21 protein-coding genes are annotated in these 21977 nt (G+C 63.8%); 12 read left to right on the forward strand and 9 right to left on the reverse strand.

The genetic code is table 11. The annotated features are described in order from the left end of the window. Positions 1 to 104: 104 nt before the first annotated feature. The 5 genes from RHPLAN_RS17055 to RHPLAN_RS17075 all read left to right on the forward strand — a co-directional run bounded on the left by RHPLAN_RS17055 (position 105) and on the right by RHPLAN_RS17075 (position 5977). Positions 105 to 1505 carry a class II 3-deoxy-7-phosphoheptulonate synthase gene (locus RHPLAN_RS17055; RefSeq protein WP_068020146.1) on the forward strand — a complete coding sequence of 467 codons (1401 nt, stop codon included), beginning with the start codon at positions 105 to 107 and terminating at the stop codon, positions 1503 to 1505. 10 nt (positions 1506 to 1515) lie between these two features. Continuing rightward, entirely contained in the window at positions 1516 to 1869 is a 354-nt protein-coding gene (locus tag RHPLAN_RS17060; protein WP_068020148.1) for a diacylglycerol kinase, read from the forward strand. A 437-nt stretch (positions 1870 to 2306) separates the two neighbouring features. Continuing rightward, complete coding sequence (locus RHPLAN_RS17065; protein WP_157100317.1) at positions 2307 to 3650, forward strand: omptin family outer membrane protease; 1344 nt, start codon at positions 2307 to 2309, stop codon at positions 3648 to 3650. A gap of 224 nt (positions 3651 to 3874) precedes the next feature. Continuing rightward, positions 3875 to 4159 carry a hypothetical protein gene (locus tag RHPLAN_RS17070; protein WP_157100318.1) on the forward strand — a complete coding sequence of 95 codons (285 nt, stop codon included), beginning with the start codon at positions 3875 to 3877 and terminating at the stop codon, positions 4157 to 4159. 75 nt (positions 4160 to 4234) lie between these two features. Beyond that, positions 4235 to 5977, forward strand: a complete 1743-nt coding sequence (locus RHPLAN_RS17075) for an NAD+ synthase (protein WP_068020154.1) — start codon at positions 4235 to 4237, stop codon at positions 5975 to 5977. A 601-nt stretch (positions 5978 to 6578) separates the two neighbouring features. Here RHPLAN_RS17075 and RHPLAN_RS17080 read toward each other — a convergent pair. The 4 genes from RHPLAN_RS17080 to RHPLAN_RS17095 all read right to left on the reverse strand — a co-directional run bounded on the left by RHPLAN_RS17080 (position 6579) and on the right by RHPLAN_RS17095 (position 10280). Then, positions 6579 to 7832, reverse strand: a complete 1254-nt coding sequence (locus RHPLAN_RS17080) for a DUF2865 domain-containing protein (protein WP_068020156.1) — start codon at positions 7830 to 7832, stop codon at positions 6579 to 6581. A 143-nt stretch (positions 7833 to 7975) separates the two neighbouring features. Next, positions 7976 to 8929 carry a DMT family transporter gene (locus RHPLAN_RS17085; protein WP_237180164.1) on the reverse strand — a complete coding sequence of 318 codons (954 nt, stop codon included), beginning with the start codon at positions 8927 to 8929 and terminating at the stop codon, positions 7976 to 7978. Between the two features lie 42 nt (positions 8930 to 8971). After that, complete coding sequence (gene maiA / locus RHPLAN_RS17090) at positions 8972 to 9607, reverse strand: maleylacetoacetate isomerase (RefSeq protein WP_068020159.1); 636 nt, start codon at positions 9605 to 9607, stop codon at positions 8972 to 8974. Between the two features lie 91 nt (positions 9608 to 9698). Continuing rightward, complete coding sequence (locus tag RHPLAN_RS17095; protein WP_084245073.1) at positions 9699 to 10280, reverse strand: MarR family winged helix-turn-helix transcriptional regulator; 582 nt, start codon at positions 10278 to 10280, stop codon at positions 9699 to 9701. A 207-nt stretch (positions 10281 to 10487) separates the two neighbouring features. On the opposite strand from RHPLAN_RS17095, the gene hmgA reads away from it, so the two are divergent. Both hmgA and RHPLAN_RS17105 read left to right on the forward strand, forming a co-directional pair. Then, a complete protein-coding gene (gene hmgA / locus RHPLAN_RS17100) occupies positions 10488 to 11798 on the forward strand; it encodes a homogentisate 1,2-dioxygenase (protein ID WP_068020161.1) in 1311 nt (436 codons plus the stop codon). Next, a complete protein-coding gene (locus RHPLAN_RS17105) occupies positions 11795 to 12802 on the forward strand; it encodes a fumarylacetoacetate hydrolase family protein (protein WP_068020163.1) in 1008 nt (335 codons plus the stop codon). The genes hmgA and RHPLAN_RS17105 overlap by 4 nt, the downstream gene beginning before the upstream one ends. 16 nt (positions 12803 to 12818) lie before the next feature. Here the strand turns inward: RHPLAN_RS17105 and RHPLAN_RS17110 are convergent, their stop codons facing one another. Together RHPLAN_RS17110 and RHPLAN_RS17115 are read right to left on the reverse strand one after the other, a co-directional pair. Beyond that, on the reverse strand, positions 12819 to 13238 hold the full coding sequence (locus tag RHPLAN_RS17110) for a four-helix bundle copper-binding protein (RefSeq protein ID WP_084245075.1): 420 nt from the start codon (positions 13236 to 13238) through the stop codon (positions 12819 to 12821). 206 nt (positions 13239 to 13444) lie between these two features. After that, positions 13445 to 13753 carry a hypothetical protein gene (locus RHPLAN_RS17115; RefSeq protein WP_068031376.1) on the reverse strand — a complete coding sequence of 103 codons (309 nt, stop codon included), beginning with the start codon at positions 13751 to 13753 and terminating at the stop codon, positions 13445 to 13447. A gap of 380 nt (positions 13754 to 14133) precedes the next feature. On the opposite strand from RHPLAN_RS17115, the gene cysS reads away from it, so the two are divergent. The 3 genes from cysS to cimA all read left to right on the forward strand — a co-directional run bounded on the left by cysS (position 14134) and on the right by cimA (position 17909). After that, positions 14134 to 15480 (forward strand): cysteine--tRNA ligase, encoded by a 1347-nt coding sequence (gene cysS / locus RHPLAN_RS17120; RefSeq protein WP_068020164.1) that lies wholly within the window; start codon positions 14134 to 14136, stop codon positions 15478 to 15480. A 211-nt stretch (positions 15481 to 15691) separates the two neighbouring features. After that, positions 15692 to 16198: a GNAT family N-acetyltransferase gene (locus tag RHPLAN_RS17125; RefSeq protein ID WP_068031378.1), complete on the forward strand. Its 507-nt coding sequence runs from the start codon at positions 15692 to 15694 to the stop codon at positions 16196 to 16198. A gap of 109 nt (positions 16199 to 16307) precedes the next feature. After that, complete coding sequence (cimA, locus tag RHPLAN_RS17130) at positions 16308 to 17909, forward strand: citramalate synthase (RefSeq protein ID WP_068020166.1); 1602 nt, start codon at positions 16308 to 16310, stop codon at positions 17907 to 17909. Positions 17910 to 17975: 66 nt separating this feature from the next. On the opposite strand, the gene RHPLAN_RS17135 is transcribed toward cimA, so the two are convergent. The 3 genes from RHPLAN_RS17135 to RHPLAN_RS17145 form a co-directional block, all read right to left on the reverse strand. Continuing rightward, positions 17976 to 18470 (reverse strand): DUF302 domain-containing protein, encoded by a 495-nt coding sequence (locus RHPLAN_RS17135; RefSeq protein ID WP_068031381.1) that lies wholly within the window; start codon positions 18468 to 18470, stop codon positions 17976 to 17978. Positions 18471 to 18532: 62 nt separating this feature from the next. Continuing rightward, positions 18533 to 19408 (reverse strand): alpha/beta fold hydrolase, encoded by an 876-nt coding sequence (locus RHPLAN_RS17140; RefSeq protein WP_068020168.1) that lies wholly within the window; start codon positions 19406 to 19408, stop codon positions 18533 to 18535. Positions 19409 to 19579: 171 nt separating this feature from the next. After that, entirely contained in the window at positions 19580 to 20350 is a 771-nt protein-coding gene (locus RHPLAN_RS17145; RefSeq protein WP_068020169.1) for an alpha/beta hydrolase, read from the reverse strand. A 214-nt stretch (positions 20351 to 20564) separates the two neighbouring features. Here RHPLAN_RS17145 and RHPLAN_RS17150 point away from each other — a divergent pair, with 214 nt between their 5' ends. Together RHPLAN_RS17150 and RHPLAN_RS17155 are read left to right on the forward strand one after the other, a co-directional pair. Beyond that, positions 20565 to 21599: an AraC family transcriptional regulator gene (locus tag RHPLAN_RS17150; RefSeq protein WP_237180165.1), complete on the forward strand. Its 1035-nt coding sequence runs from the start codon at positions 20565 to 20567 to the stop codon at positions 21597 to 21599. Then, complete coding sequence (locus RHPLAN_RS17155) at positions 21596 to 21976, forward strand: VOC family protein (protein WP_068020170.1); 381 nt, start codon at positions 21596 to 21598, stop codon at positions 21974 to 21976. The genes RHPLAN_RS17150 and RHPLAN_RS17155 overlap by 4 nt, the downstream gene beginning before the upstream one ends. Position 21977 lies beyond the last annotated feature (1 nt).

Here is a 21977-nt window from a genome sequence, read left to right on the forward strand (position 1 = left end):
GCGCCAAAACACGAGACTGAGGCGCACGCTGGCGTTTTGATCGGCTCGCCGCTATAAGTCCGCGTCCCGACACGGGAAATTCAAATCAGCGGGAGTTTTGTGCCGTGGCCGAGCGTTGGACGCGTGACAGCTGGCGAAACAAGCCGATCATCCAGGTGCCGGAATATCCGGACCAGGCGGCATTGCAGAACGTCGAGCGGCAGCTCGCGGGCTATCCGCCGCTGGTGTTTGCCGGCGAGGCGCGCAACCTGAAAGAGGCGCTGGGCCGTGTGGCCAACGGCGAGGGTTTCCTGCTGCAGGGCGGCGACTGCGCCGAAAGCTTCACCGATCCGAGCGCAAACAACATCAGCGCCAACAACATCCGCGACTTCCTTCGCGTCTTTCTTCAGATGGCGGTGGTGCTGACCTATGCCGCCTCCGTGCCGGTGGTGAAGGTCGGCCGCATCGCCGGCCAGTTCGCCAAGCCCCGGTCATCGCCCGTCGAGAAGAAGAACGGCATCGAGCTGCCGAGCTATCGCGGCGACATCATCAACGGGCCGGAGTTCACGGCCGCGGCCCGCGTGCCCGATCCGCAACGTCTGATCGAGGCCTATCGGCATTCGGCCTCGACCTTGAACCTGATCCGCGCGCTGACCCATGGCGGCTATGCGAGCCTCGGCCGCGTCCACCAGTGGATGCTCGATCTCGATCCGAAGTCGGGCCAGCGTTACACGGAATTGGCGGACCGGATTTCCGAGGCGCTGGCCTTCATGCAGGCCTGCGGGTTGGACCTGGAAAAGCATCCGGAGCTCAAGACCACCGACTTCTATACGAGCCACGAAGCGCTGCTGCTCGGCTTCGAGCAGGCGCTGACGCGCGAGGACTCGACACATCCCGGCACCTGGTGCGCGACCTCGGCCCATATGGTCTGGATCGGCGACCGCACCCGGCAGCTCGACCACGCCCATGTCGACTTCTGCCGCGGCATCATCAATCCGCTCGGCCTCAAGTGCGGCCCGTCGTCGAAGATCGACGAGATGTTGCGGCTGATCGACGTGCTCAACCCGGAGAACGAGCCCGGCCGGCTGACGCTGATCGTGCGAACCGGCGCCGAGAAGGTCGGCGAGATGTTGCCGCAGATGATCCGTGCCGTGAAGCGCGAGGGCAAATCGGTGGTGTGGTCGTGCGATCCGATGCACGGCAACACCATCACGGCCACGACGGGCTACAAGACCCGGCCGTTCGACCTGATCCTCAAAGAGCTGAAGTCGTTCTTCCAGGTCCACGCGGCGGAAGGCACCCATGCCGGCGGCGTGCATCTGGAGATGACCGGGCAGAACGTCACCGAATGCACCGGCGGCGCGCATGCCATCACCGACGAAGGGCTGAACGCGCGCTATCACACGCTGTGCGATCCACGGCTCAATGCTGAGCAGGCGATTGAGATGGCCTTCCTGATGGCCGATCTGCTCAAGGCTGAGCGTGCGCACCGCGTGAAGCCGTTGCCCGCGGCAGCTGGACTCTGATGGCAAGATCGTGCTGCGGCTTCTGAAGGCAACGCTGAACAGCTGGAACGGTCTGCGCGCAGCAGCCCGCAGCGAAGAGGCGTTCCGTCAGGAACTCGTGGCTTTCATCCTGGCGCTGCCGGCCGCGTTCCTGGTCGCAACGGACACGTGGCGAAGGGTGATGCTGATCGGCGTGATCGTGCTGCTGATGATTGTCGAACTGCTCAACACTGCGGTCGAGAAGCTTTCCGATCATGTCACGCCGCATCATCACGATGCGATCGGCCGCGTGAAGGACATGGCGTCCGCTGCGGTCGGTCTGTCGCTCCTGCTCGCCGGCATCGTGTGGCTGGTGGCGATCGCCGAACGGTTCGGGTTGATCTAACTCTCTCCCCGCGGTCATTCGGGGCGCGCCACGCGCCGCCGTCATTCCGGGGCGCTTGGCATTAGCGCGTTCACGCGCGTCTTTGACGCGCTATGGCGAGCGAACCCGGAATCCAGTTCCGGAGGAAGTCTTTGAGTGTCTGGATTCTGGGTTCGCGCCTTTGGCGCGCCCCGGAATGACTTGTGGTTGGCTTTATCGTTAATCGGTTCTGACGGCTTTTCACGCTGCGCAGGTGCGCATTGGCGAATGTGCTGCATCAAGAAATGCCCGCATTTATTGGGTCCGCCGCAATCACCGCTAACGAAGTGCAAATTCTGCGGTGCCGTGTTTTCGCGGTCCATTAACGCTGCCCGCGTGAGCACGTCCGCGGCCGCAACCGGCTAACAACTTGAAAAGTTTTCACGTTGCATTTTGCGCATCGACGAAAGGAATTCTTCGTGACGCGCGCTCCGCTCTCAATCGCTGTGACCTTGCTGCTCGCTGTGTCGGCGATGGCTGCGCGCGCGGCCGGAGGCGACGATGCACAGTGGCCCTCGCTCGGCGACGACGCGCAGTGGCCGAACGTCAAGCTTGACGATGCGCCGCCGATCAATGCGAGGCCGGCCTTCATCCCTCCCGATGAGCCCGTTGCGAAACCCGTCAAACACACGTCCTTGTTCGCGCCCGAAACAAGCCGGCTCGACATCACCGGCAGCACCGCGGAATGGCCGAACGTCAAGCTCGACGAGGCGCCGCAGATCAATCCGAAACCGGCCTTCGTCGCCGACAAGGCCGCAGCGAAGTCCGCCTCAGTGTCGTCGCCAAATATGAGCCGTCTCGAAGCCAGCGACAGCATGGCGGCGCAGTGGCCCAACGTGACGAAAGCGCCGCCCCAGCATATGCCCGAAGTGGAGCCGCAGCCGACCGCCTTCGTCTTCGAGGCGGGCACGCGCTACTGGTACTCCTTCGGCAACTACCGCTTTGCCTTCTCCAACGGCGTGCAGGGCTTCGGCACGCCGACCTCGACGCTCGACTGGAAGAATCTGGAGGCTCATAGCGGCGAGGTCTTCGCCCGCCTCGATCACAAGCCCTCCGGTTTCTTCGTCAAAGGCCTCGTCGGTGGCGGCGCCCTCACATCGGGCTATATCGACGACAAGGACTTCTTCGAGGCTCAGGCCAAGTTCTCCGACACGCGCAGCCAGGTGCAGAACGGCAGTCTCGCCTATGCGATGATCGATTTCGGCTGGTCCTTTCAGCCGGCGCACAACGTCAAGGTGGGGGTGTTCGCCGGCTACCACTATTGGAGCGAGAAGGCGACCGCATATGGTCTGCTCTGCAAGCAGCAGCAGCCGGCGCTGGGCTGCGCCTTCGTCGGCGCGGTGCCGCTCGGCTATGATGTCGCGGTGGGTCGATATGAGCCGACCTGGCACGCCGTGCGCCTTGGCATGGATGCCAAGGTCGCGATCGATCAGAACTGGTCATGGAGCGGCGAGATCGCGGCTGTGCCCTATGCGTCGGTCGAGAACAAGGACAGCCATCTGCTGCGGCAGAGCTACGCCGACCTTGGGCCTGCGCCGAACGTCATCTCCGACAGCAGCTATGCCTACGGTGTCGAGGCCGAGATGTTCGTCAACTACGCGATCACGCCGAATATCGAGATTGGCACCGGACTGCGCTACTGGGGCCTGTTCGCGCGCAGCGGGAGCACGCGCTTCGGCCCGGACTTCGGCACCAAAGACCGGCTCGATAATTTTGACCAGCAGCGCTACGGCGTGCTGGCCCATATCAAGGGCAAATTCTGACCGGCACACCTGATTTTACGGGGAGGCGGCGCGCGGATTGCCGGAGAGCAATCCGCGCGTCATTCATTGGCATGAGCGACCGCGGGAGGCGCAAACGCCAATCGTTGCCTATGATGTCACGTCGGTTACGCGATGGAGCCATCATGGCAAGATATTGGGGACTATGGTCGGGACGATCCTCGGGGCAATCCTGGGGACAATCCTTGCGCTGCGCGACGATCCTTTTGCTTGCGCTGTCGTCGTCGCGAGCAAGCGGGCAGGACATCCCGGGCCTGGAAGGCTGTACCGCTGAAAAGCAGATGGAGCGTCGGACCGGATGCCTGCAGAGCAATGATGAGTTCCTGCAGCAGTCGCTATCGAAGCTTTCGCGCGACATGCAGGCCAAGCTTACCGCTTCGGCGCGTGCGCTCGCTGCGGCCCAGGCCGAAATTGCCACGCTCAAGTCGGCCGTGGAAAAATTGAATGGCGATGTCGCCCAATTGAAGGTTGAAGCGGCGGCCAAGAAATAGGCGGCCATCCCGAAGGCTTTAGGCCATGGAACCTTGCCGATTGCCGCAACACGTTCCGCGCGCTAGATCATCGGTATGAATGCCCGCCCCGCTGACAGCCTGAAAATCGCGCTCGCGCAGCTCAATCCGACCGTCGGCGACGTCGCCGGCAATGCCGCGAAGGTCCGACGCGCCCGCGATGAGGCGCAAAAGCTTGGCGCCGACCTCCTGGCATTTCCCGAGCTGTTCATCGCGGGTTATCCGCCCGAGGATCTGGTGCTCAAGCCGGCCTTCCAGGCGGCCTGCCGGGCAGCGGTCGAGGCGCTGGCGCGCGAAACGAAAACCGGCCCGGCGCTGCTTGTCGGCACGCCCTGGGTCGAGGACGGCAAGCTCTACAACGCCTATGCGCATCTTGCGGGCGGCGTGATCGCGGCGCTGCGCTACAAGGTCGATTTGCCCAATTACGGCGTGTTCGACGAGAAGCGCGTGTTCACGCCGGGGCCGATGCCCGGTCCGATTCTGTTCAACGGCGTCCGCATCGGCATTCCCATTTGCGAGGACATCTGGGGCGCTGAAGTCGTCGAATGCGTCAGCGAGACCGGCGGCGAGATTCTCCTGGTGCCGAACGGCTCGCCCTACTGGCGCGGCAAGACCGAGCATCGGCTCAACATCGCGGTGTCGCGTGTGGTCGAGTCCGGCCTGCCGCTGATCTATCTCAACATGGTCGGCGGCCAGGACGAGCTCATTTTCGACGGCGCGTCTTTCGTGCTCAATGCCGACCGCAGTCTCGCCGCGCAACTGCCGACCTTCCGCGAGACCGTGGCGCTGACCGAATGGAGGCGTGAGGCGGGGAGCTGGCGCTGCGTCGCCGGTCCGATGACGCGGCAGGACGAGAACGACAAGACCGACTACGGCGCCTGCGTTCTGGGGCTTGCCGACTACGTCAACAAGAACGGCTTCAAGGGCGTGGTGTTCGGCCTTTCCGGCGGCATCGACTCGGCGCTCTGCGCCGCCATGGCGGTCGATGCGCTCGGCCCCGAGCGCGTGCGCGCCGTGATGATGCCGTACCGCTTCACCTCGCAGGATTCGCTCGACGATGCGGCGGGCATCGCAAAGGCGCTTGGCATCCAGTACGACATTCTCACGATCGAGAAGGCCGTGCTCGGCATCGAGGAAAGCGTCGCGCCGGTGTTTGCCGGCCGCAACCGCGACGTCACCGAGGAGAACATCCAGGCTCGCGCCCGCGGCGTCATCCTGATGGCGATCTCCAACAAGTTCGGTCTGATGGTGGTGACAACCGGCAACAAGTCGGAGATGTCGGTCGGCTACGCGACGCTCTATGGCGACATGAACGGTGGCTTCAATCCGATCAAGGACCTGTACAAGACCGAGGTGTTTCGGCTGTCGCGCCTGCGCAACGCCTGGAAGCCCGACAACGCGCTCGGCCCCGACGGCCCGGTGATCCCGGAGAACGTCATCACCAAGCCGCCGACGGCCGAGCTTCGCGAGAATCAGAAGGACCAGGATTCGCTGCCGCCCTACGACATGCTCGACCAGGTCCTCGAAGCACTCGTCGAGCGCGAGGAATCTGTTGCGCAGATCGTGGCGAAGGGCTTCGACAAGGACATCGTGCTGAAGGTTGCGCGGCTGCTCGACATTGCCGAATACAAGCGCCGCCAGGCCGCGCCGGGCGTGAAGGTGACGCTGAAGAACTTCGGCCGCGACCGCCGTTATCCCATCGTGAACCGCTTCCGCGATTTGGGCGAGCCGCTGCCCGAGCCGGACAAGACGCTCTTGAAGGCCGGCGCAGCGGCGAAGAGCGAAGCATTCGATTTCTGACGACGACCGAATTTGTCCGGAGCCACCGTGGCTCCGGACAATGTCGGTTTGCGCACATCGTCATCATCCATTGCTTTCGTTTGTTACAGCATCTTCCAATGCCGGTTTCACCACCGGATATTCCAGACTGCAAAACCCGCATTTGAAGACGTGGTGGTCGAACGGATGCTGACGAAACACATTCTTGAGATGCATCTCGCGCCCACAGACAGGGCAGGGTGGTTTCTTGACCTCAGACATGACTCCTCGCTTTCTGCGAACGCAGATTGTTTGGGGTTCCGGCTGCGGTTGGGGTGGCTGGTTAACGCGCGACGCAAAAATGGGTGCCGACGGAAGCGGAACTTTATTTTTCCGAAAGGTGGGAACTTGGAAATTTCATCGTCGAAATAATGTGTTGCGAAGCGTGAACGAGACGTCTTCGGATCGCGATCCGCCGCTCTCTCGACCTCATCTTGAAAGGCGTTGCCATAAGCGCGTTCACGCGCGTCTTCGACGCGCTATGGCAACGCGTCTCGAAAGATGAGGTGGCCACCGCCGTTACAACATACGGGCGGCCTCGTGCTTCAGCGTGGACGGAGCAATATTTACAGCTGCGCCGAAATCAGCGCGCCGGAATGAAAGTCGGACCCACTTCACGTATTTGGCGATTGGGATCGGGCTTCACCGGCTGCGACCCGTCTGCCGGCGCCGCTTGGGCGGCGATGGCTGCCGGTGTCAACGGATTGGCAGGCGCTGCCTGTGCGGCGGCAGGAGCGGCAGGCTGAGCGGACCTTGGTGGTGCCGTTCGGGTCGCGGGCGCCGCAACCGGCTTGCCTGGCACGCTGCCGCGCGGCGGCTGCGACAACTGCTTGGCGCGCTGCTCGTTGACCACGATGTCGCCCTGTTCGACGGTCGGGTCGTCGACGCCCTTCATCGTCTGCGCCCAGCTTTCGCCGGTCTTGCGGCAGCTGCAATTGTTGTCCCAAGCCTGCCGGTATTTGAACGCGTTCGGCAGCGACGTGTACGGCTGGTTGCCGTTGACCGACACCGCCTGATTGATGTCTTCGCCGGGATTCTTGTGAGTGAACAGCTGCACCTCGGTGGCCGGGCACGAGTTCTGGCAGATCTTCTCGTCTTCGGGGAAGCGGCTTGGATTGGTCGCGAACGAGATCGGATAGAAGAAGCCGTCGCAGGTGCGCACGCAGACCGTGCGATAGGTGCCGCCGGGGGCCGCAAAGCCCGCGTCGGCGCCCGGCGGTGCGATCGCGGTGCCGGGTCCAGGACCGAACAGCGTGTCGAAGAAACCGCCGCTGCGTGCCGGCGGGTTTGCCGCGACCGCGGCGCGATACTGCGCACCGCAATTGTTCTGCGACAGCGCGACCAGGATGGCGCGGCGCTGCGCGTCACGCTCGGGCGCGGGATCTTCGCGTAGCCGCTCGAGGTCGGCGTTGATGCGGTCGAGATTGGCGCGCATCTGCGAAATCTTGGAGTTGAGCGGTCCGCATTGCTGCGACCTTCCGCCGCTGAACAGCGCGAAGAAGTTGCTCTCGTTGCAGCCCATGCGCCGCGCCGCGTCCTCCTGACGATCGATCTCCGCCTGCTGGCTCGCGGCGGCCGCCTCGAACTTGCCAAGCTGTTCGGCGCGACCCTGGTCGGCCGAGCCGCGGTCGAAGGTCTGAAGCTGCGTCTCGAGCCGTGCGCAGACCGGATTGCCTTGGGACATGCCTCCTTGGGACATTCCGCCCTGGGAGACCTGCGGTGGCGCGGCCTGCTGCTGGGCAGGCGGCGGCGGCAACTGTTGCTGCGCATGCGCTGCGCCCACCGCGGCAAGCCACACGGCAGCCGGTCCAATGGCACGGCGCAACATCACATGCATCAGCGTTCCCCAAATCCGCCCGGAAGTCCGCCCGGCGGCGGCAAAGCATAGGCTTGGCTTGGGACCCCCCGTCCCAAAGCCTCGGGGGCGGGACTTTGACCCGCCAATGGTGTCCAAAGTTTGGACGGCAGTTGCAGTCATGGTCAAGTTTCCGCGGCCTGCGCCTTCTTCGTGCTCGCTGCGACCGAAGCGCCCGCCCGGCGCGACTCGGCCGACAGATTCCACAACACGCCGCAGATGATGAAACCCGCGCCGGCGAACACGAAAGCGTCGAGCTTCTCGGCGTAGAAGAGCCAGCCGATCACCGCGATCAGCGGAATGCGCAGAAAGTCGAGCGGCACCACAACGGTGGCGTCGCCCGAGCGAAATGCCTGGGTCAGGCAGAAGTGCGACGAGAGACCGACCGCGCCCATCGCCAGGGCCGGCACGATCAAATCGGCACCGAGCCGAAAGATGAACAGCGACGGCCCTCCGGTGAGGGAGACAACCACCGGCCAGGCAAGCGCCAGCGGCAGCTGGATCACATTCATCCAGAAGATGATCGTGAAGGTGCTGACCCGGTTGGTGAGTTGCTTGGTGATGATCAGCGAGACGGCGAAGCAAAAGGCCGCGAACAGCACCATCAGCGCCATCGGCTGAAAGCTCGTCGAACCGGGGCGCACGATAACGACGACGCCGATGAAACCCAGGATCACGCTGCCGAGCCGGCTCTTGGTCATTCGTTCGCCGAGCACCAGAGCGGCGAGCAGCGCCACCCAGGCCGGCGTGGTGAACTCGAGCGAGAACACGGTGGCGAACGGCAGCAAGGTCACCGCCAGCGCCCAGGCATACTGGCCGACGAAGTGCGTGGTGTTGCGGGCGATGTGAAAGCCCATGTAGCGCGGCGCGATCTCGTGGCGCAGGTCCGGCCGCGCCGCGATGAGCGCCAGCAGAGCGAGCACGCCGAAGCCCGAGCGGATGGTCAGGATCTCGAAGATATTGAGCTGCTTGCCGAGCGCGCGCACCGCGAGCGCGCTCACCGAGAAGGAAAGCAGCGCACCCATCATCCACGCGACCACACGCGTCAGATTTTGGCGAGCGGGATTGTGGCTGGCCACGATGGCGGCTTTCTTTGGGAACTCTGCCGGGACGCTCGGCCGCTATTCGGCGTCGAACTGGTTTTCCGGCCGAGCCTTGTCGAAGGCCGGAAGTTTGAGCAGCGCGGCGTCGGCCGCGACCAGCTTCGGGAACGCCTCGAGCGGCGTCTTCAGCCGCCGCGCGTTGTACATCTGCGGCACGAGATAGATGTCGGCGAGCGTCACCTGGTTGCCGAAGCAGTAGGGGCCGGGCTCGATCATCTCCTCGAGCGCGGTGAAGCCCTCGGTCACCCAGTGCTGATACCAGGTGTCGATCGCGGGCTGCTCCTGCTTCAGCACGCGGCGCAGATACTGCAGCGGCGCGAGGTTGTTCAGCGGATGAATATCGCAGCCGATCAGCGACGCGAAGGCGCGCACCTTGGCGCGCGCGACAGGATCCTTGGGCAGGAACGGCGGGTTCGGATGAATCTCGTCGAGATATTCGATGATCGCGGGCGATTGCATCAGGATGGTGCCGTCGTCGAGAACGAGCGAGGGCACACGGCGCTGCGGATTGATCGCGCGATATTCCGGCGTGTGCTGCTTGCCGCCGTCCTTGGTGAGATGGATCGAGATCTGCTCCGGCGCGAGACCCTTGAGGTTGAGCGCGATCCGCGTGCGATAGGCCGCCGACGAGCGGAAATAGGTGTAGAGCTTCATGACGTGTCCCGGCGCGATTTCGGTGCAGCTTCAGGTCCGAACGTGCCGCACCCGTATATTCATATGCGCGGCAGCCGTCGACTCATGCCTGCTAGTCGTCGTCGGCCTCGATGCGGCCCTTGGCGAATTCGGCGGCGAGCTTGGCCGATCGTTCGATGAGCTTGTCGACCGCGCGCTCGAAAATCGCACGGTCGGCGGGGTCGATCACTTCGGCGAGGCGGTTGGCGAAATCGAGCGCGATCGGCGCGAGGTCGTCATACATCGCCCGGCCGGCCGGTGTGAGTGCGAGGAAAGCCTCGCGCAGGTCGGCGCGGTTGGCGCGTCGCGTCAAAAGCTTCCGCTTTTCCAGCAGCGCCACCGCGCGAGACACTTTGGTCTTGTGCATGTGGCTGTGCGCGCCGATCGCCTTGCCGGTCATCATGCCGAACTGGCCGAGCGTCACCAGCACCCGCCATTCCGGTACGCCGATGCCATAGCGGTCCGCATAAACCCGGGACAGAGCCTGGGACACGAGGCTCGCCACCACGTTGAGACGGTAGGGCAGGAACTCTTCGAGCTTGAGCGGCGCGGCATCGCCGTGCCCTTGCGCCGCATTCTCCAGGCTCGCGTGTGCCTGCTCGGCGAGGTGTTGCGCCGTGCCCGTCGGAGTCTCGCCGGATGCACCGTTGTTCATGGTCGCTCCGCCCCCCCCTTGGACCCGGCCACGACGACGACGGGTTGTCCTGCGGATCGCAAGCCGGTAGTCTTGGTTACACACGAAACTAAAGTCATTCAAAACTACAGGGCCGAGGGGCTGGAACGCAAGGCCACCGCGCCACAAGTGGGCGGGGAACCGGCCGCGGATTCCGGCGACGGTGGCGGGGGACAGGCGGGAGCGATCATGGCGGCGAAATACATGTCCGGGTTCGGCAACAGCTTCGAAACCGAGGCGCTGGAGGGCGCGCTGCCGGTCGGCCGCAATTCGCCGCAGAAGGTCAACTACGGGCTCTATGCCGAGCAGCTGTCCGGGTCGCCGTTCACGGCGCCGCAGGCCACCAACCAGCGAACCTGGCTCTACCGCATCCGCCCGACCGTGCGGCACACCGGCCGCTTCGAGAAGATCGATTCCGGGCTCATCCGCACCGCGCCGGCCCGCGAGGACACCGATCTGCCGATTGGGCAGTTGCGCTGGGCGCCGACGCCGATGCCCAACAGCCCGAGAACCTTTATCTCAGGCCTCGCGACCGTCACGGTCGCGGGCGACGCCGAGGCGCAGACCGGCATGGCGGCGCACGTTCTGCTGATCACCCAGTCGATGGACCACGAGCACTTCTTCAACGCCGACGGCGAGATGCTGATCGTCGCGCAGGAGGGGAAGCTGCGGCTGCGCACCGAGTTCGGCGTGATCGACATCGAGCCCGGCGAGATCGCCGTGATCCCGCGCGGCGTGATCTTCCGCGCCGAACTGACCAACGGTCCGGTGCGCGGCTATGTCTGCGAGAACTACGGCGGCGCCTTCACACTGCCGGATCGCGGTCCGATCGGCGCCAACTGTCTGGCCAACTCCCGCGACTTCCTGTGCCCCGAGGCCTGGTTCGAGGATGTCGACGAGCCCTGCACGCTCTATGTGAAGTGGGGCGGCGAGATGTTCCGCACGCAGACGCCGCATTCGCCGCTCGACGTCGCGGCGTGGCACGGCAACTACTACCCGTACAAATACGACCTGCGGCGGTTCTCGCCGGTCGGCGCGCTGCTCTACGATCATCCCGATCCGTCGATCTACACGGTGATGACCGCGCCGTCCGAGACACCGGGCACCGCGAATGTCGACTTCGTCATCTTCCCGGAGCGTTGGGCGGTGGCCGAGAACACCTTCCGGCCGCCCTGGTATCACCGCAACATCATGTCGGAGTTCATGGGGCTGATTTACGGCGTCTACGACGCCAAGCCCGAGGGCTTCGTGCCGGGCGGCATGAGCCTGCACAACCAGATGCTGCCGCACGGTCCCGATGCCGACGCCTTCGAGAAGGCGAGCACCGCCGAGCTCAAGCCGGTCAAGCTCACCAACACGCTCGCCTTCATGTTCGAGACGCGCTACCGCCAGCGGGTGACGAAATACGCCGCCGAGCTGCCGACGCGGCAGGACGACTACATCGATTGCTGGCAGGGGCTGAAGAAACACTTCGATCGATCAAGGAAGCTGCCGGGATGAAACTCGCTTCACTGAAGAGCGGCCGCGACGGCCAGCTTGTCGTCGTCTCGCGCGATCTGACGCGCAGCGCCGACGCGTCCGTGGTCGCACGAACCTTTCGCGAGGCGCTCGACGACTGGAGCGCGGCCGAACCGCGGTTACAAGAGATCGCCGACTCGCTCGAAGCCGGCCGCATCGCGCACGCGCCGTTCGATCCGAAGAAATGCGCCGCGCCTTTGCCGCGGAGCTTCGGCTGGGCCGACGGCTCGGCCTACGTCAATCACGTGGCGCTGGTGCGCAAATCGCGCGGCGCCGAAGTGCCGGCCACGTTCTGGACCGACCCGCTGATGTATCGCGGCGCGTCCGATCAGTTCATCGGGCCGACCGATCCGATCAAGGCCGCCGACACCGCCTGGGGCATCGATCTCGAAGGCGAGGTGGCGGTCGTGGTCACCGACGTGCCGCAGGGCGCGACGCCGGCCCAGACGCAGCCGCTGATCAAGCTGTTCATGCTGGTCAACGACATCAGCCTGCGCAACCTCATCCCGAACGAACTCGCCAAGGGCTTCGGCTTCCTGCAGAGCAAGGGCCAGACGGCGTTCTCGCCCGTCGCGGTCACGCCCGACGAACTCGGCAAGGCCTTCGACGGCAAGCGCGTGCATCTGCCGCTGCTGAGTTCAATCAATGGCAAGCCGTTCGGCCGGCCGGACGCCGGCGTCGACATGACCTTCGATTTCCCGACGCTGGTGTCGCACGCGGTGAAGACACGGCCGCTGATGGGCGGCGCGATCATCGGCTCCGGCACGGTCTCGAACCGCGACGCCGATGGCGGGCCGGGCAGGCCGGTGCCTGACGGCGGCGTCGGCTATTCGTGCCTCGCCGAGATCCGCACCGTCGAGACCATTCTGCATGGCGCGCCGAAGACGCCGTATCTGAACTTCGGCGACCGGGTGCGGATCGAGATGAACGACGCACAGGGCCGCTCGATTTTCGGGGCCATTGACCACGAGGTCGTGCGGGTTTGAGCTCGGCGCGGGTGCCTCAAGCCGGCATCCGCATCGTCGACAGCATCGCCGTGCAGACTTCCGCGCAAAGCTGGCAGGCTTCGGCGCAAACCGCACAATGGCGGTGCATCTCGCCATGATGGGCGCATTCGTCCGCGCAAGCCCGGCAGAAGGCGATGCAATTGGCAAGCTGCGCTTCGAGCAATTGGCGATGCCCGGCCTTGTTCGAGCGCGCCATGATGTTGCCGGTGGCGTTACAAACCGCGGCGCAGTCGAGGTTGAGGCGGATGCAGGCGACGAGACTTTCGACGTCGCGCTCCGACAGGCAGGCGTCGGCGCAGGCGGTGCACGTCTCCACGCAGCTGAAGCACGCGTCGATACACTTGCTCATCGTCTCGGAATGAGCGGGCTTTTCCGGATGGGAGCGGAACATGGCGCGGACGGCGACTGCGGACATGGATTCTCTCTTCCTTTTCGCCCCCGCCGGTGCACAACACCGACCTGCCGCATAGGTTCCGGGCGCGACGAATTTGATCGACGGATCAGGGAATTGGACGGGGATGTGGAACCGTGTCGGGCTCCGGTTCCCGTGCGGTCGACGCCAAAAACAAAAGCCGGCTGATGCAGCCGGCTTCCTTCAGACGTGACGCGGAATGATGCGCGTCAGCGCATGCATTCGATCGCGACGAACTGCTGCTCGCAGGCGCCGCCAACGCAGCTCTCGTCGGTGACCGGAATCGCGCCGGTGATCTCGTCCTTATCGATCAGGTGGAACGAGGAGACGTTGGCGAACTCGCGCGACTTGCAGTAGGCGGCGGCCGCCGCCGAACCGCATTTTGCGCCGGAAGCCAGGCACCGGTCGATGCCATAGCCGTCGGAGCTGTTGGCGACGATGAAAACCCGCTTCTCGGCCTGCGCGGCTGAGGCGCTCAGGACCAGCCCCATCACGGTCGCGGCAATAAAAGAACGCATCTGGTCGCCCACGGTTAAGAGCCCCGGCAGTCTTGTGGCTAGAATGTGATGAGAATCGTTAAGGTCTGGCTAAGGACGTTTGTGAACGCGACTCGTGCGGGGCATTGGCATAGGGGAGGCCCCTGAGCCGGGCAAGCCAAAGCCGCCCCGGAAGCGGTTGATATGTGAAATATCGGCAGGAATGGAACCGGGCCTTGACTGTGGCAACCGGGTTGGACATTGTCCGCCCCATGAACGGCCTTAACGCAATCTGCGGCATTTGCCGGAAGATTATTCGCTAGCGCAACTCGCTGGCTGCGGCCGTCTTTTCTCCTCATCGAGACCTGATAGACGCCCGGCCAGCAGGCCGAGGAATGTCATACGTGAAGACTGCGGGTCCAATGGAACTGAAGCTCTACGATACGCTGACGCGCGAGAAGCGGGTGTTCGCGCCGATCGATCCGAACAACGTGCGCATGTATGTGTGCGGACCGACGGTCTACGACTTCGCCCACATCGGCAATGCGCGGCCGGTCATCGTGTTCGACGTGCTGTTCCGGCTCTTGCGCCAGCTCTACGGCACGGAGCACGTCACCTACGTCCGCAACGTCACCGACGTCGACGACAAGATCAACGCACGCGCCGCCGAGCGCGGCATCTCGATCCGCGAACTGACCGAGCAGACCTACAATAACTTCAAGGACGATGTCGCGGCGCTGGGCTGCTTGCCGCCGACCGTCGAGCCGCGTGCCACCGAGCACATCGAGGAGATGAAGACGCTGATCGAGCGGCTCGTCGCCGGAAACCACGCTTACGTCGCCGAAGACCACGTGCTGTTCAGCGTTCCTTCGATGGCCGACTACGGCAAGCTCGCGCGGCGTTCACTCGACGAGATGATGGCAGGCGCTCGTGTCGACGTCGCGCCTTACAAGCGCGATCCGATGGATTTCGTCCTGTGGAAGCCGAGCAAGCCCGGTGAGCCATCATGGCCGTCGCCGGCCGGCATCAAGGCGCCCGGCCGCCCGGGCTGGCACATCGAATGCTCGGCGATGTCGTGGAAGCATCTCGGCGAGACCTTCGATATTCATGGCGGCGGCATCGATCTCGTGTTCCCGCACCACGAGAACGAGATCGCGCAGACGTGCTGCGCGTTCCATTCGAAGGTGATGGCGAACTACTGGATGCACAACGGCTTCTTGCAGGTCGAAGGCGAGAAGATGAGCAAGAGCCTCGGCAACTTCGTCATCATCCGCGACGTGCTGGCCGACTGGCCGGGCGACGTCGTGCGGCTCGCGATGCTCGGAAGCCACTATCGCCAGCCGATCAACTGGACCGTGAAGGGTCTGGAAGAGGCCGAGAAGGCGTTGTCGAGCTTCTATGACGCGGCGTCGGCCGAGGCCGATCCGCGTCCGGCACAGGCCGTGCTCGACGCGCTGCTCGACGATCTCAACACCCCCAAGGCGATCGCCGAGATGCACGGGCTGAAGAACGCCGCAGGCCGCAAGGCGCTGGCCGGCACGCTCGGCTTCTTCGGCTTCCGGCCCGATGAGTTGAAGGCGTGGCAGGCGACCCACGCGCCGCAGCCGGCGCTGCCCGAGGCAGAAATCGAGAGCCGGATCGCGGCGCGAAACGCCGCGCGCAAGGCCAGGAACTTCGCCGAGTCCGACCGTATCCGCGACGAGCTCGCGGCGCTCGGCGTCGTGCTGAAGGATTCCAAGGACGGCACCACCTGGGAGGTCGCGCGATGATATCGAACGCAGCGTCTCTCCGCCTGGGTCGCTGTTGCAAGTTTGTCCCCTCTCCCGCTCGCGGGAGAGGGTCCCGAGCGAACGCGAGGGGGGAGAGGGGTGTTGCCAAGATGAGAGCCCTCTCCCGGCTCGCATGCGCTCGCCACCCTCTCCCGCTACGCGGGCGAGGGGACAAGAGCCGCGACGGCGTGCAGGCGGAGAGAGCGGCATGATGGCCCGCGGCAAACCGCAATTCGCGCTGCGGCCCTATCTGCCGCAGGACGCACCGTTCCTCGCTGAAATCTTCCGCGCCAGCGTCGAAGGACTGACCGAGGACGATTACACATCCGCGCAGCAGGACGCCTGGATGGGCGAGGCCGACGACATCGAAGGCCTCGCCGAGCGGCTCGGCAAGCATCTCGCACTGATCGCCACCGCGGACGGCACGCCGGTGGGCTTCATCAGCCTCGATGCGCCGACCGAGATCGGGTTGTTCTATGTGCATCCGGACGTGGCCGGGCAGGGCGCCGGGCGCATGCTTTACGACGCGATCGAAAAGATATCGGCGGCGCGCGGCACGCCGCATCTTTCAGTCGACGCCAGCGACACCGCGCGAGATTTCTTCACCCACCGTGGCTTCACGGCCGAGCAGCGCAACAGCGTCTCGGTCGGCAACGAGTGGCTGAGCAACACCACAATGAAAAAGAAACTGACGCTCGAAAAGGGAACGCTGCAATGAGTCCTCCCGAGACACCATTTCCGCGTCACTGGCGCTATTACATCGTGCTCAAATACGCCGTGATCGTCGGTGCGGCCGCGCTCGTGCTCAAGCTGTTCGGAGTCTGGTGATGGCAGCCTCGCGCGAGCGCATTTATCTGTTCGACACCACGCTGCGCGACGGCGCGCAGACCAATGGCGTCGACTTCACGCTCGCCGACAAGATTGCGATCTCGCGGATGCTGGACGAACTCGGTATCGATTACATCGAGGGCGGTTATCCGGGCGCCAATCCGACCGACACCCAGTTCTTCGCCGAGCCGCACCCGTACGAGGCGACGTTCACCGCCTTCGGCATGACGCGGCGGCCCGGCCGCTCGGCGTCGAACGATCCGGGCCTCGCGGCGCTCTTGGACGCCAAGGCCGATGCGATCTGCTTTGTCGCCAAATCTTCGGACTATCAGGTCCGCGTCGCGCTCGAGACCACGCTCGAGGAGAACCTCGCTTCGATCCGCGATAGCGTGAAGGCGGCCAAGGACCGAGGCCGTGAGGTGCTGCTCGATTGCGAGCATTTCTTTGATGGCTACAAGGCCAATCCATCCTATGCGCTGGATTGCGTACGCACCGCCTATGAAGGCGGCGCGCGCTGGGCCGTGCTGTGCGACACCAACGGCGGCACGCTGCCCCACGAGGTCGAGGCGATCGTGCGCGAAGTCGTCAAGCACGTGCCGGGCGACCATATCGGCATCCATGCCCATAACGACACCGAGCAGGCGGTGGCCAATTCGCTCGCTGCGGTTCGCGCCGGTGCGCGCCAGATCCAGGGCACGCTCAACGGGCTCGGCGAGCGCTGCGGCAACGCCAATCTCGTGTCGATCATCCCGACGCTGAAGCTCAAGTCCGAGTTCGCGGACGCCTTCGAGATCGGCGTCACAGATGAACAGCTCAAGCGGCTGGCGCACGTGTCCCACGAGCTCGACGAGCGGCTCAACCGCTCGCCCAACCGGCATGCGCCTTACGTGGGCGAAAGCGCGTTCGCGACCAAGGCCGGTATTCACGCCTCCGCGATTGTGAAGGATCCCGCGACCTACGAGCATGTTCTGCCGGAAGCGGTCGGCAACCGCAGGAAGCTCCTGGTCTCCGATCAGGCCGGGCGCTCCAACGTGCTGGCCGAGCTCGAGCGTGTCGGGCTCAAGGTCGACAAGAACGATCCGCGCGTCGCGCGGCTTCTCGACGTGGTCAAGGAGCGCGAGGCGATCGGCTATGCCTACGAGGCTGCGGATGCATCGTTTGAGCTGCTGGCGCGGCGGATGCTCGGCACGGTGCCGAAGTTCTTCGACGTGAGCTACTTCGACGTCAAGGTCGAGCAGCGCGCCCAGAACGGCCACGGCAGCGAGGTTCTCACCACCGCGGTCGTGAAGGTGAGGGTCGGCAACGAGGTTTTCATCAACGCCGCCGAAGGCAACGGTCCGGTCAATGCGCTGGACGTCGCGCTGCGCAAGGACCTCGGCAAGTATCAGAAGTTTATCGCCGGCCTGAAGCTCTCGGACTATCGCGTGCGTATCCTCAATGGAGGCACCGAAGCCGTCACCCGCGTGCTGATTGAGAGCGAGGACGAGACCGGCGAGCACTGGACCACCATCGGCGTATCGCCGAACGTCATCGACGCCTCGTTCCAGGCGCTGATGGATTCCATTGTCTACAAGCTCGTGAAGGCCGGCGCGCCGGCCTGAGGATGCTCGAGCGCTTCTCGCCTGATCGAAGCACGCCTCGCTCGACCAGCGGTTCGTCGGGATGTCTTAACTTGCACATTCGCTTAGCAAAGTTGTGATCTTCGTGTCGAGAGATCGCGCGACGGCGAGGGCTGCCGAGTTGCCATAACGCAGCAGATAGCTTTCCATTTTGTCGTAAGAGACGTGCACCCCATCGGGACGCTCATCGATGAGCACCGTGACTGGCGCGTAAGATCCAGCATCGGGCACGTGCTTGACCATCTCTTTCATGATGAGTGGATTGCCGACCACAAACCGTATGATCTTAGACGTCTTGGACCCAGTTTCGCGACGCAGAATGTCCCCCAAGTCGAACTCCGCGAAGAGCATAAGGCCCGTACGGCCCAGGCCGCTTTGGACAACGCGCTCCAAATCCGGGAAGGAATTTGTCGCCCTCGTCTCCTTGAAAAATTCGACCATGTTGGGTTGCCCGACCGCCGACTTGAACGCGGCCACAACATCGTCGAATGGTTTCAAGCTCGTGAGGCTGAAGCGCTCCACCTCGACTTTAGCGATTGTCATTTTGTCCTCCGTGACAACTCTCATGGATAAAGTGCCTCTGATCGCGTCGAACGTGCCGGCTGTCATGCGGCCGCGGGCTGTGCATTCAGGAAGGTCCGGACGTGGCTCACGAACATCTCGTGGTGCTGAAACAGAGCGCCGTGCCCTGAATCGGGATAAAGGACCAGCTGAGCGTTGCTTAGCTCCTTGAACATTGCGTAGGCGTTGTTCGCCGGCAGCATGGTGTCGTGGCTGCCGCTGACCACAAGGGTGGGTTGGCGGATGGCACGCAGAACCGCGTGCCCGGGATCAGGTGTGGCGCACCAGGTGATCAGCGCCTTGGCCTGCGGATCGGTTACCGCGCTGCCGTTATCGGTGTCCCGATCATCCTTGCGCAGCTTCGTCCGCTTCAGGAAGGCCAAGCCGGACGAGCGGCTGGCGGATGAATTCGTGAAGAATAGCGACAGGCGGGGGTCCGGCGAATCGGTTTGGGAAAACGCCTGCTGCAGAACCGCCAACAGGTGTTCCTCTCCGCCTTTCGGCGCGGTCCCGACGAGGATGAGTTTTCGGACCAGCCGTTCGTGCTCGGCGGCTATCTGTTGGGCGACGCAGCCGCCGAGAGAAAAGCCGAGCAGGTCGACCTCAGAAAGGCCGAGCAGATTGATGAATGCGACTGCATCTCTCGCCATCGCCGGAATATTGTCAGGCGTTAGGCCGGTCGAGCGACCGACCCCGGCGTTGTCGAATGCGATGACAGGACGATCGGTGGCGAGATCGTTGACGACGATCGGATCCCAAGCATCGATGTTGCCCGAGAAGTGCTGCAGGAGAACCAGCGGCGTTCCGGTAGCGCGGCCGAGGCGGCGATAGGCGAAGCGTATGCCTTGACCTTCGACGTAACGGGTTGGGGCCGTTTCGAGCGTGGCGAGATCATGGTTCGCGATATCGAGTTGAGTCATGTCATCCTCTGGATGCTTGGCATGAAATAATCGAGTGGGGAGGACGGTGGGGCGCGGCGACCGAGTCCTTCTTCCAGGACGTCGCTGGCGCTACCGTGGCTTGACTGGTTTTCACCAACGCTCTGAGCGAGCGTGTGTGCTCCCGGCGCAAAAGCGCCGAGAGCGGTACCGTCACTTTGCGAGTGAAGCCTTTTCAATCACTGCGGCGACTTCCTTTGCGTGAACGACGAGCGAAGCATGGCTGCCGGCGACTTCCGTCGTCTGCGCCTTCATCCCGCTGGCGAAAAATTTCTGAGCCTCGGGGGCGATTACCTTGTCCTTGGTGCTGATCACGTAGAACGTCCGCTTGTCGCGCCACGCGGCCGTATCGACCGGTGCTTCGAACGCCGTGTGGTTCAACGGGAGCTGATGGCTTGCCAGGGATTCGGCGATCTGCGGGGGAAGGTCAGCGGCGACCGCCGAAGGAAACACCTTGGGATCGATGTAAAGGTTGCCTTTTTCGTCAGGATGAATCGCCGCGGTACCTTCGGTTGCCGGACCGCTTTTGGCGAGGGTCGCCAGAGATTGTCCCACGTCAGGCGCGAAAGCGGAGACGTAGACGAGCGCCGACACCTTGGGATCGTTGCCGGCTTGCGTGATCACCACGCCGCCCCATGAATGGCCGACCAGCACGGTCCTGCCGTCCTGCTTCGCGAGCGCCTGTTTTGTCGCATCAACGTCGGCGGCGAGCGAAGTGAGTGGATTTTCCACGAGTGTGACGTTGTAGCCTTTCTTCTTGAGAATATCGGCAACGGGCTGCCAACTCGTCTGGTCCACGAAAGCGCCGTGCACGAGCACGATGTTGTGGGCTGCTCCCTTGGGCAGTTCGGTGGAATGAGCCGAGCCGACCAATGTCGTTCCACCGAGGAGGACGGTGGCGGCTGAGAGGAGAATATTTCGCATTGATTGTTCCTATTGGCATGTCGGACGAACACGGTCCGGGGGAATGGACAGGCATTTCCAACCAGGTCGCGGTTCTTCCATCTGCCGTCGGCGAGATGGTTGCCGCTCATGAAGTCGGCCCGCCGCGCCCTGACCTATTTCGCGGAACTTTCGGACGATAGGGATCAATCGTCCGGATTTTGTGTCCAATCGTCCACCGGTCTAATCTCGGCGCATGGACATCCTCGCCCAAGTGCTCGATCGCGTTCGTCTCGGCGGGACGCTGCTCTTTCATTTCGAGCTCGGCCATCCGTGGCATCTCGAGTTGCCGGCGCGTCCTTATGCGTTGTTTCACTACCTCAGCCAGGGCTCAGCGACCCTCGCACTCGGACAAGGCCAGGAAATACAGATGACCGAGGGCGATTTCGTCGTCATCACGCGCGGTGAGCCCCATGTGTTTTATTCGGATCGCCGGGCCAAGCCTTTGCGGATCATCGATATCGATCGATCGTCGCCGCTTCTCGGCGTCTTTCGTCACGGCTCCCGTGCAAAGCCGCTCTCGACCATGATTTGCGGCAACTTCACGGTGTCACGGCCCCTGCTTGGCAGCGTGCTGGAGCTACTTCCACCCGTGCTCCTGCTGAAGCCGACGACGGACGGTGGTTGGCTTGAAGCAATCCTGCGCCGCATGGTCAGCGAGTCCGCGCTTGAGCGTCCCGGCCAACGCGTCGCGCTTTCACGACTGACGGAAGTGCTCTTTGTCGAGGTGCTCCGAAGCTGGATCGCGTCACTCGGTCCCGGCCAAGGCGGCTGGCTCGGGGCCATATCCGACCCGCACATCGGACCGGCGCTCAAGTTGATTCACGAGAACCCGGAGCGGCCCTGGGCCCTGAGCGACCTTGGCCACCGCGTGGGGCTCAGCCGCTCGGTATTTTCGGCGCGCTTTACCAAGCTCGTCGGCCAGTCCATGCACCGTTATGTGATCGAACGCCGGATGGCAGAAGCGGCCTTCCTGCTGGAAACCAGCGATGAGCCCATCGCACGGATTGCCAGCCGAGTCGGTTACGAGACAGCGGCGGCTTTTTCGAAGCTGTTCCATCGGCATCACGGCCTATCGCCTGGCCGATATCGAGCAGCACGCCATTCGGACAGCGGCGAAAGGCAAGGGGACCTTCAGGAAGCAGAAGTCGCCGATGAACCTGGCCCGGCTGAAGTTCGTACGGTTTTGTCACGGCGCCCCGGCGCTAAACCTAGCTGGAGGTCCAGATGATAGATCACATCTCAATCGCGGTGCGTGATCTCGCTGCCAGCGCGCGTTTTTATGAAATGGTGCTGGCGCCGCTCGGCTACGCCAAGCTCGTCACGCGGCCCAAGACCATCGGTTTCGGCAAGAAATATCCGGAGTTCTGGCTCAACGAGCGCCCCAACATGACGCCGGTTGACGCCGACAGTGGCGTCCATATCTGCCTTCGCGCCCGCGATGCCGACGTTGTGCAGGCGTTCCATGCGGCGGCGCTCAAGGCCGGCGGTTCTTCCGACGGCGCGCCGGGGCCGCGTTCGGGCGAAATGAAAGGGTATTACGCCGCCTTCATCCGCGACCCGGAGGGCAACCGCATTGAGGCCGCAACATTCACGGCCGGCCCCTAGC

It is taken from the genome of Rhodoplanes sp. Z2-YC6860, assembly GCF_001579845.1.
Taxonomy (GTDB): Bacteria; Pseudomonadota; Alphaproteobacteria; order Rhizobiales; family Xanthobacteraceae; genus Z2-YC6860.

Coding starts and splice junctions, on each gene's coding strand:
- RHPLAN_RS17095 (WP_084245073.1), bottom strand. CDS start 10,280: ATGAACAACGGTGCATCCGGCGAGACTCCGACGGGCACGGCGCAACAC.
- cimA (WP_068020166.1), top strand. CDS start 16,308: ATGGCAGCCTCGCGCGAGCGCATTTATCTGTTCGACACCACGCTGCGC.
- RHPLAN_RS17110 (WP_084245075.1), bottom strand. CDS start 13,238: ATGTCCGCAGTCGCCGTCCGCGCCATGTTCCGCTCCCATCCGGAAAAG.
- RHPLAN_RS17150 (WP_237180165.1), top strand. CDS start 20,565: ATGGACATCCTCGCCCAAGTGCTCGATCGCGTTCGTCTCGGCGGGACG.
- RHPLAN_RS17115 (WP_068031376.1), bottom strand. CDS start 13,753: ATGCGTTCTTTTATTGCCGCGACCGTGATGGGGCTGGTCCTGAGCGCC.
- RHPLAN_RS17125 (WP_068031378.1), top strand. CDS start 15,692: ATGGCCCGCGGCAAACCGCAATTCGCGCTGCGGCCCTATCTGCCGCAG.
- hmgA (WP_068020161.1), top strand. CDS start 10,488: ATGGCGGCGAAATACATGTCCGGGTTCGGCAACAGCTTCGAAACCGAG.
- RHPLAN_RS17155 (WP_068020170.1), top strand. CDS start 21,596: ATGATAGATCACATCTCAATCGCGGTGCGTGATCTCGCTGCCAGCGCG.
- RHPLAN_RS17075 (WP_068020154.1), top strand. CDS start 4,235: ATGAATGCCCGCCCCGCTGACAGCCTGAAAATCGCGCTCGCGCAGCTC.
- RHPLAN_RS17080 (WP_068020156.1), bottom strand. CDS start 7,832: ATGCATGTGATGTTGCGCCGTGCCATTGGACCGGCTGCCGTGTGGCTT.
- RHPLAN_RS17145 (WP_068020169.1), bottom strand. CDS start 20,350: ATGCGAAATATTCTCCTCTCAGCCGCCACCGTCCTCCTCGGTGGAACG.
- RHPLAN_RS17105 (WP_068020163.1), top strand. CDS start 11,795: ATGAAACTCGCTTCACTGAAGAGCGGCCGCGACGGCCAGCTTGTCGTC.
- cysS (WP_068020164.1), top strand. CDS start 14,134: ATGGAACTGAAGCTCTACGATACGCTGACGCGCGAGAAGCGGGTGTTC.
- RHPLAN_RS17140 (WP_068020168.1), bottom strand. CDS start 19,408: ATGACTCAACTCGATATCGCGAACCATGATCTCGCCACGCTCGAAACG.
- maiA (WP_068020159.1), bottom strand. CDS start 9,607: ATGAAGCTCTACACCTATTTCCGCTCGTCGGCGGCCTATCGCACGCGG.
- RHPLAN_RS17135 (WP_068031381.1), bottom strand. CDS start 18,470: ATGACAATCGCTAAAGTCGAGGTGGAGCGCTTCAGCCTCACGAGCTTG.